This window comes from Kitasatospora sp. NPDC059803 (genome assembly GCF_042732255.1).
Lineage (GTDB): Bacteria > Actinomycetota > Actinomycetes > Streptomycetales > Streptomycetaceae > Kitasatospora.
The window spans coordinates 1-9009 of sequence record NZ_JBHWIJ010000033.1 but is presented as its reverse complement, the minus strand read 5'-3'; the positions used below and the strand labels follow the sequence as shown (position 1 = coordinate 9009).

Below are 9009 nucleotides of genomic sequence, written 5' to 3'. Positions count from 1 at the left end.
GGGGGGTGGGGGGGGGGGGGGGCGCGGCCCCCCGCGCCGCCCCCCCCCCCCGGCCCGATTCCACCCCCCACCCCGGAGGACGGCCATGGAGCCCACCTCGCTCTCCCGCAACCGGGACTTCCGGCTGCTCTGGGTCGGCGGCCTGATGGCCTCGCTCGGCTCCCAACTCGCCTCGATCGCCCTGCCGTTGCTCGTCCTTCGGGAGACCGGATCGGCCGCCCAGGCGGGCGCCATCGGCACCGTCTCGATCGGCGCGCTGCTGCTCACCATGCTGCCCGGCGGCGTCATCGCCGACCGGATCGAGCGGCGCCGGCTGATGCGGGTGTGCGACGTCGGCAGCCTGCTCGCCGTCACCGCGCTGGTGATCGCCGTCCTGCGCGGCCACACCCCGCTGCCGCTGGTGCTGCTGGTGGCCGCCGCCGGGGCGCTCATCACCAGCGCCTACGGGCCCGCGCCCCGGCGGCGGGGGGGGGCCGGGGGGGGGGGCGCGGCGGGGGGCGGCGGGGGGGGCGCGCGGGGGGGGGCCGGGGCCGGGGCGCTCACCACCCCCCCCACCGGGCCCGCGGCCGGCGCCCTGCGGCGCGGGGTGGTGCCGCGCGAGCAGGTCCGCGCGGCGTCGTCCCGGATGCAGGCGCGCGGCGCCGCCGCCCGGCTGGTCGGGCCGATCGCCGGCGGCGCGCTGTTCGCCTGGCACCCGGTGCTGCCGTTCCTCGCGGAGGGCGTCGGGCTGCTGCTCTCCACCGTCTGCGTCGCGCTGATGCGGACCCGCTCGGTGCCCGCCGCCAGGAGCGGCGCGGCGTTCAGCCGCGGCGAACTGACCGCCGGACTCAGCTTCATCTGGCGCCAGCCCTACCTGCGCACCCTGCTGCTGATCTTCGGGCTCGGGATGAACTTCGCGTTCAGCGCGCTGATGTTCACCACCCTGGCCGTGGCCTCCGACGGCGGCCGCTCCGGGATCGGCGGCGGCACCGTGGTCTCCTGCACCGCGGCCGGCGCCCTGGCCGGCGCGCTGCTCGCCCCGAGGCTGGAGGCCCGGACTGGGCCCGGAGCGCGCCCTGGGGCGAGTGACGGCAGGCTGGTGGCGCTCAGCTGCTGGGCGGCCGCCGCCACCGCCGGGGTGCTGGTGCTCACCCGGATCCCGCTGCTGATCGGGCTGCTCTGTGCGGTGTGCATGTGCCTGTCCACGGTCGCCAGCATCGGCTTCGTCTCCGGCATGCTGCTCGCCGCGCCGCCCGACCGGATCGGCCGGGTGCAGAGCGCCGCCGGTTTCCTGTCCACCCTGGTCCAGCCGTTCGGCCCGCTGGTGGGCGGCGCGCTGCTCGGCGCCCTGGGCGGCACCCGGACCTTCGCCCTGCTGGCCCTCGCCATCTCGCTCTGCGCGGCCGTGGTCACCTGGGCGCCGCCGGTCCGGCGCGGCCCGGCGCCGGCCCCGGCACCGCTACCGGCGCCCGCAGGCTGAACGGCCCGGCGGCCCGGGAGACGAATGACCCGGAAGAGCTTGGAAGACGACCCGGAAGAGGAGGCGCGCCATGGCCGGCGCCCAGGAGACCCAGCTGTACTGCCTCGCCGATCCGACGTACTACGACACCCCAGGCCGCCTCCGCGACCGGGCCGGCCGGTACCAGCTGGGGCTCGGCGCACCGCCCGCCGGGTGGCGGCGCGAACGGCGCGGGCTGTGGACGGCGCTGCGGCCGGACGGCGCCCGGCTGCCGGAGCAGGGCTGGAAGATCCACGTCTCGACCGTGCCGGAGGAGGCCGAGGCGACCCTGCGGGCCGTCGCGCGGGTCTGCACGGCGCGCCGCACGACGTTCAAGTTCCTGCGCAGCGACGAGGCGCTGCGGGTCGCGAACGGCAAGTACATGGGGCGCGGCAGCAGCGGCAAGTTCGTCACCGTCTACCCGGCGTCGGAGGAGGAGTTCCTGGCCGTCGCGGCGGAGTTGGCCGAGGTGCTGGCGGGCCGCCTGGGGCCGTACGTGCTCACCGACCTGCGGATCGGCACGGCCCCCGTGTACGTGCGCTACGGCGCGTTCGTCGAGCTGTGGTGCCAGGACGAGGACGGGCGGCCCGTGCCCGCGCTGCGCGACCCGTCCGGCGAGCTGGTCCCCGACCGGCGCGACCCGGTGTTCCAACTGCCCGCCTGGGTCGAACCGCCCGAGGAGCTGCGCCCGCACCTGGCCGCCCGGGAGGCGGCCGGCGGCGACCTGCCGTACCGGATCGTCGAGGTGCTGCAGTTCTCCAACGCCGGCGGGATCTACCTCGCCGAGCACCGGACCACCGGGGAGCGGGTGGTGCTGCGCGAGGCCCGCCCGCACGCCGGGCTGGACGCCGCCGGGGACGACGCCGTCACCCGGCTGCGGCGCGAGCAGTGGGCGCTGGAACGGCTCGCCGGTCTGGACTGCGTGCCCCGGCTGCACGAGGTCCGGACGGTCTGGGAGCACACCTTCCTGGTCCAGGAGCACATCGAGGGTGTCCAGCTGTTCGCCGAGGCGATCCGCCGTTACCCGCTGGTGCACCAGGACTGCACCGCCGGACAGCGCGCCGAGTACGCGCACTGGGTGGCCGGGGTCGTGGCCGGGCTGGAGAAGGCGCTCGGCGCCCTGCACGAGCGGGGCGTCCGGTTCGGCGACCTGCACCCGGCCAATGTGATCGTCCGTCCGGACGGTTCGGTGGTGCTCGTCGACTTCGAGTACGCGGAGGAGCTCACCGGCCGCCGTGTCCCGCTCGCCGGCGCGGGCGGGTTGCAGCCCCCGCCCGGGCTCGACGGGGCCGACGCCGACCGCCACATGCTCTGGGCCACCTGGCTGATGCTGCTGATGCCCGTGATGGAGCTGGCCGAACGCGATCCCGGCAAGCTGCCCGCGCTGGAACGGCGGGCACGGCGCTGGTTCGGCCTCGGGCCGGAGGAGGGACCGGTGCGGCCGGGCGCCGTGGCGCCGGTGGAACCGGTCGGCGAACGGCGGGTCCGCGAACTCCTCGCCGGGCCCACCCTCGACGCCGCCAGGAACGAACTCGTCGCCGGCATCCACGCCGGGGCCACCCCCGACCGGCCGGACCGGCTCTTCCCCGGCGACCCGGCCGGATTCGCCGACGGCGGCACCGGTGTCGCCCACGGCGCCGCCGGCGTGCTGTACGCGCTGCACCGGGCCGGGGCGCCCTGCCCCGACGAGTACGCGGACTGGCTGATCGCGGCGATGCGGCGGCGCGGCCCGAGACCGGGCGCAGGCGGGCTCTTCGACGGGCCGCTCGGCGTGGCGGCCGTGCTCGCCCGGGTCGGCCGCGGCGACGAGGCCGCCGAACTGGCCGCACAGGCCCGGCAGGCCCGGCCCGCGCCCACCGTCGCCCTCCACGGCGGCCGGGCCGGCGCCGCGCTCGCCCGGCTGCGGCTCGCCGACGCCCTCGGCAGCCGGCGCGAACTCGCGGACGCCCTCGCCGACGCGCGGGCGCTCGACGCGGTGCTGCGCGGGCAGACCGTCCCGGGGCTCGGCGCGCCGACGGCGGCCGGACTGCTGTACGGCCTCGCCGGGATCGCCCTCGTCCAGCTGCGGCTGTACCAGCGGACCGGCGAGGACTGGCTGCTGGCCTCCGGGCGCGAGGCGCTGGAGCGCGCCGTGGCGCAGTGCGTACGGGTGCCCGACGGGTCGGTGCAGGTTCTCGACCGGGGGCGGCGGCTCGCCTACCTCGACCGCGGCAGCAGCGGGATCGCGCTCGTCGCCCAGGAGTACCAGGCGCTCGGCGGCGGCAGGTCCGAGGAGTTCGGCCGGTCTGAGGAGTTCGACGGGTTCCGGGAGTTCGGCGGGTCCGAGGAGTTCCTCGCCGACGTGCGGCGGGTCTGCGCACCCGGATTCGTCCGCGAGCCCGGGCTGTTCCGGGGCCGCGCCGGGCTGCTGCTGGCGCTGGACCGGCTGGGCGGGCCGGCGGCCCGGGACGCCGTCCGCGAGCAGGTCCGCAAGCTCCAGTGGCACCTGGTCGCGCGGCCGGAGGGGCTGCTCGTCCCCGGGATGCGGCTGCGGCGGTTCTCGGCGGACCTGCACACCGGGGCGGCGGGCGTCCTGCTCGCCCTGCACGCTGCCGAACAGGGCCTGGAGGGCGGGGAGTTGCTGGACATGCTGACGCTCGGCCCGAGGGGCGCCGGCCGGCGCGGCGGGCTCAGCTGAGGTTGTCGGCCAGTACGGTGCTGTGCTCGCGGGCGTGCAGGTGGGTGAGGCGGGGGAGCGCGTAGAGGGCGGCGTGGGCGGTGACCTCGCCGGTGGGGGAGGTGACGGCGCCGGTGTCGGTGAGGGCCTCCAGGGTGCGCAGGGCGAGGCGTTCGGGGCGGCCGAGGGCGGCGGCGGCCTCGGGGAGGGTGAACAGCAGGGAGAGCGGGAGGGCGGCGAGCCGGCCGAGGGCGAGGCGGCCCTGGTCGGTGAGGTCGCGCCAGCCGGAGTCGAGGCGGGCGCGGACGGTGACGTCCCCGGCGACGAGTTCGTCCAGGGCGCCGGCCGGGTCGGCGAGGCGGGCCGCGTACTCGGCGAGCGGCAGGTGGCGCAGGACGGCGAGCCGGGTGCCGGCGACCCGCACGGCGAGCGGCAGCAGCCCGCAGGCCTCGACGATCCGGGCGGCGGCCGCGCGGTCGGTGCCGGTCCGGCCGGTGCCGACGATCCGGCCGAGCAGGTCGAGCGCCTCGGCGGGGGCGAAGGGCGGCACGGTGACCCGGTGTACTGAGGCCAGCCCGGCGAGTTGGCTGCGAGAGGTGACGAGGGTGGCGCTCGGGCCGAAGCCCGGCAGCAGTTCGCGGACCACGGCCTCGCCGGGGGCGTCGTCGAGGATCAGCAGCATCCGGCGTCCGGCCAGGGAGGCGCGCCAGAGGGCGGCGGCCTGGGCCGGGTCGGCCGGTCTGGGGTCGGATCGGCCGGTGAGGGCGGCGAGTTCGGCGAGGATGTCGGTGAGCGGGCGCGGGGTGCCGTCCTCGGTGCGCAGCCGGAGCAGCAGCCGGCCGTCGGGGAAGCGGTCGGCGAGCAGGTGTCCGGCGTGCACGGCGAGGGCGGTCTTGCCGATGCCGGCCGGGCCGGAGAGGACCGCGACGCGCTCGCCGCCCTCCGCCAACGCATCGATCAGGTCGCGTAGTTCGTGGCTTCGACCGGTGAAGTCGGTGGTGTCGGCGGGCAGCAGTGCGCCGCTCGGGCCGGGGTGCTGCGCCGGCCGGGCGGTGGCGGGGCGGGCCGGGCCGTGGGCGAGCAGCTGCCGGTAGCGGGCGGTCAGGGCGGGGCTGGGTTCGAGGCCCAACTCGCGGGCGAGCAACTGGCGGTGGGTGTCGTAGACGGCGAGCGCCTCGGCCTGGCGGCCGGACAGGTGCAGGGCGTTCATTCGGGCGGCCTGGAGGCGTTCGCGCAGCGGGTGGCGCTCGGCCAGGTCGGCGAGTTCCTCGGCGACGGCGGTGGCGTTGCCGAGCTCCAACTCGGTCTCCGCCCAGTCCTCGTGGACGCCGAGGCAGCGGGCCTCCAGCCGGTCGGCCTCGGCCTGGACGGCGGGCGAGCAGCGCAGATCGGCGAGCGGCGGGCCCTGCCACAGGTCGAGGGCCTGGCGCAGCAGCCGGGCGGCGGGGGCGAGCGCGCCGCTGTCGGCGGCGGCCCGGCCGGCCCGGGCGAGGGCGCGGAACTGGAGGACGTCGAGCTCGGGTTCGGCGACCCGCAGCAGGTAGCCGCCGGCGGTGTGGACCAGCCGCTCGGGCCCGGGGTCGCGGCCGAGCAGGGTGCGCAGCGTGCAGATGTAGACCTGGAGGTTCTTGCGGGCGGTGCGCGGCGGCTCCTCGGGCCAGACCGCGTCGGTGAGCAGGTCGACCGGGACGGCCGTGTTGGCGCGGCTCAGCAGGACGGCCAGCACCAGCCGCTGCTTCAGCGGGCCGAGGGCGAGTGGGCGGCCGTCCGCTTCGCCGGTCAGCGGGCCGAGGACGGAGAAGCGCGGCCGGGTGGGGGCGGCGGGCTGGGCCAGGGGCATCGGCGTACCTCCGGGGCGTGGGTGGGGGCCAGGGCGTGTCCGAGCGGGGGTGTGACCGAGCGGGGGCGTGACCGAGCGGGGGCGTGACCGGTGCGGTGCGGGCGTGGCCGCAGGCTACTTGACGGCCGATCCGATCTGTAGGGCACGGAATCGTCCTGTTTCGCTCACGCGACCCTCACACTTCGGGCACCTGGGGGAGGGGACACCCGGGGGAGGGGGAGGCCGGGTGTGGTGGCGGCCGGCGGGTGCGGTGTCGTGGCCGGTGGGGCGGGGTGGGAGGGGCCGGCGGGGCGCGGCGGAGGGCCGGGGCCGGGGGTGCGGGCCCCGGGGCGGACGGGGCCGGGCGGGGGCGCTCCGGGGCGCGGGCGCCGGGGCGGTTCCGGCGTTCCTCCAGCGGCGCTCGTCGGCGCGGTGAGCGCCGCCCGAGGGGCCGGGGCGGGACCGACGGCCACCGGAGGTCCCGGTCCGGGCGCCGGAACGCGGGCCGTGCGGCCCCGGGGGCGCGGGCCGAACGGCCCTAGGGGGCGGGGGCGGTGCGTTCGGATCATGGATCGCCAGCCATTCGCACGACGTTCCTAAGGAGTGCGTCCTTGAGCGCCACCCCGGCACAGGGCGACCCCACGCCACCGCCAACCTCCGTACCGCAGCCGTCGGTTCGGCCGAAACGGCCCGGTTCGGCCGTGGTCAGACTGCTGACCACCACCGACCACAAGACGATCGGCTCCATGTACCTGGTGTCGGCGTTCGGGTTCTTCCTGATCGGCGGTGTCCTGGCGCTGGTCATGCGCGCCGAACTCGCCCGGCCCGGAACGCAGATCCTCTCCAACGAGCAGTTCAACCAGGCCTTCACCATGCACGGCTCGGTGATGCTGCTGCTCTTCGCGATGCCGCTGTTCACCGGCTTCGCCAACTGGATCATGCCGCTGCAGATCGGCGCCCCGGACGTGGCCTTCCCGCGCCTGAACATGCTGTCCTTCTGGCTGTTCATGTTCGGCTCGCTGATCGCCGCCGCCGGCTTCGCGACCCCGCAGGGCGCCGCCGACTTCGGCTGGTTCCTCTACGCGCCGCTGTCCGATGCCGTCCACTCGCCCAGCGTCGGCGCCGATATGTGGATCATGGGCGTGACGCTCTCCGGCTTCGGCAGCATCCTCGGCGCCGTCAACTTCATCACCACGATCATCTGCATGCGCGCACCCGGGCTGACCATGTTCCGGATGTCCATCTTCTGCTGGAACGTGCTGCTCACCTCGGTGCTGGTGCTGCTGGTCTTCCCCGTCCTCGCCGCCGCCCTGCTCGCCCTCGAATGCGACCGCAAGTTCGGCTCGCACGTCTTCGACCCGGCCAACGGCGGGGCGATGCTCTGGCAGCACCTGTTCTGGTTCTTCGGCCATCCCGAGGTGTACATCCTGGCGCTGCCGTTCTTCGGGATCATCTCCGAGATCATCCCGGTCTTCAGCCGCAAGCCGATGTTCGGCTACGCGGGGCTGATCGCCGCCACCGTCGCCATCGCCGGCCTGTCGGTGACGGTGTGGGCGCACCACATGTACGTCACCGGGCAGGTGCTGCTGCCGTTCTTCTCCTTCATGACCTTCCTCATCGCCGTCCCGACCGGGGTCAAGTTCTTCAACTGGGTCGGCACCATGTGGAAGGGCTCGCTCAGCTTCGAGACACCGATGCTGTGGACGGTCGGCTTCCTGGTCACCTTCCTGTTCGGCGGCCTCACCGGCGTGCTGCTCGCCGCCCCGCCGATCGACTTCCACGTCTCCGACTCGTACTTCGTCGTCGCCCACTTCCACTACACGCTGTTCGGCACCGTGGTCTACGCGATGTTCGCCGGCTTCCACTTCTGGTGGCCCAAGATGACCGGCAAGAAGCTCGACGAGCGGCTCGGCCGGATCACCTTCTGGACGCTCACCGTCGGCTTCCACGGCACCTTCCTGGTCCAGCACTGGCTCGGCGCCGAGGGCATGCCGCGCCGCTACGCCGACTACCTCGCCTCGGACGGCTTCACCACGCTCAACACCCTGTCCACCATCTTCTCCTTCCTGCTCGGGCTGTCGATCCTGCCGTTCCTCTACAACATCTGGAAGACGGCCAAGTACGGCGAGAAGGTCGAGGCCGACGACCCGTGGGGCTACGGCCGCTCGCTGGAGTGGGCCACCTCCTGCCCGCCGCCCCGGCACAACTTCGTCCGGCTGCCGAGGATCCGCTCCGAATCCCCGGCCTTCGACCTCCACCACCCCGACATCGCGGCCCTGGACGTCCTGGAGAACACCGGCAAGCCCGCCACCCACCTGGGCGACGTGACCCCGGCCAAGTACGACCTGCCGCAGACCAGGGCGGAGCGCGAGCGGTCCGCCGTGGACAGCTGACCCGAGGCCGGGCGCGCCCCGGCCACCCGCTCCGAACACCCACCGACCGCCGTCCCCGCCCACGCCCCCGTCACGGGCGGGGACGTCTCCCCCCTCGCGACCTGGAAGGCCGGCCCCATGACCCACACCGTCCTCGCCATCGGCACCGCCGCGCTCACCGCGAGCGGCTGCGTCTGGTACCTGCCCGCCATCGCCGACCTCCAGGCCGGCGCCGACCGGCCCCGCTCCACCCGCACGGCCGCGGCGGCCTGCGTCCTGTGGTGGGCCGCCCTCGCCATGGCCGGCGGGCTGCTGCTCGCCCTGCCCGACTGGCGGCCCGCCGCGCAGATCGCCCTCGCCGGGCTGGTCGGCGGCGCGGCGCTGCGGGTCCGCGCCCGGTGGGACCGGCGCGGGGAGCAGCGCGAGACCGCCGCCCGCTGGGCGGCCCTGGGCGCCCGGCCGGCGCCGCGCTCCGGCCGCCCCGCCGCCGTCACCCTCGCGGGGTGGCTGGTCGTCGGCGCCGCCGTCGCCTCGCTGGGGGCGGTGGCGATCCTGCTGTCGGACGAGGGCGCCGTCGGCTCCCGGGTGGCGCTCGCGGCGGTCAGCGGGGCCGGGGTGGCGCTGGCCTTCCTGCTGGCGGGCCTCGGCAGCGCGCGGCGGCGCTGACGGCCCCTCCCCTCGGCCC

The 9009-nt window shown here is 76.1% G+C and carries 5 protein-coding genes; 4 read left to right on the top strand and 1 reads right to left on the bottom strand.

Features of this window, described 5'->3' with window-relative positions; genetic code table 11:
* Positions 1 to 85 precede the first annotated feature (85 nt).
* Both ACFV6I_RS08285 and lanKC read left to right on the top strand, forming a co-directional pair.
* A complete protein-coding gene (locus ACFV6I_RS08285; protein ID WP_380423950.1) occupies positions 86 to 1459 on the top strand; it encodes an MFS transporter in 1374 nt (457 codons plus the stop codon).
* Between the two features lie 70 nt (positions 1460 to 1529).
* The gene (gene lanKC, locus ACFV6I_RS08280) at positions 1530 to 4154 is read left to right on the top strand and encodes a class III lanthionine synthetase LanKC (RefSeq protein ID WP_380423949.1); all 2625 of its coding nucleotides are present in this window, start codon (positions 1530 to 1532) and stop codon (positions 4152 to 4154) included.
* Here the strand turns inward: lanKC and ACFV6I_RS08275 are convergent.
* Entirely contained in the window at positions 4147 to 5973 is a 1827-nt protein-coding gene (locus ACFV6I_RS08275) for a BTAD domain-containing putative transcriptional regulator (RefSeq protein WP_380423948.1), read from the bottom strand. The two genes, lanKC and ACFV6I_RS08275, sit on opposite strands and share 8 nt — an antisense overlap.
* Before the next feature lie 725 nt (positions 5974 to 6698).
* Here ACFV6I_RS08275 and ctaD point away from each other — a divergent pair.
* Together ctaD and ACFV6I_RS08265 are read left to right on the top strand one after the other, a co-directional pair.
* Complete coding sequence (gene ctaD / locus ACFV6I_RS08270) at positions 6699 to 8345, top strand: cytochrome c oxidase subunit I (RefSeq protein WP_380345321.1); 1647 nt, start codon at positions 6699 to 6701, stop codon at positions 8343 to 8345.
* 117 nt (positions 8346 to 8462) lie between these two features.
* Positions 8463 to 8990, top strand: coding sequence for a hypothetical protein (locus tag ACFV6I_RS08265; RefSeq protein WP_380345291.1), 528 nt, complete (start codon positions 8463 to 8465; stop codon positions 8988 to 8990).
* Positions 8991 to 9009 lie beyond the last annotated feature (19 nt).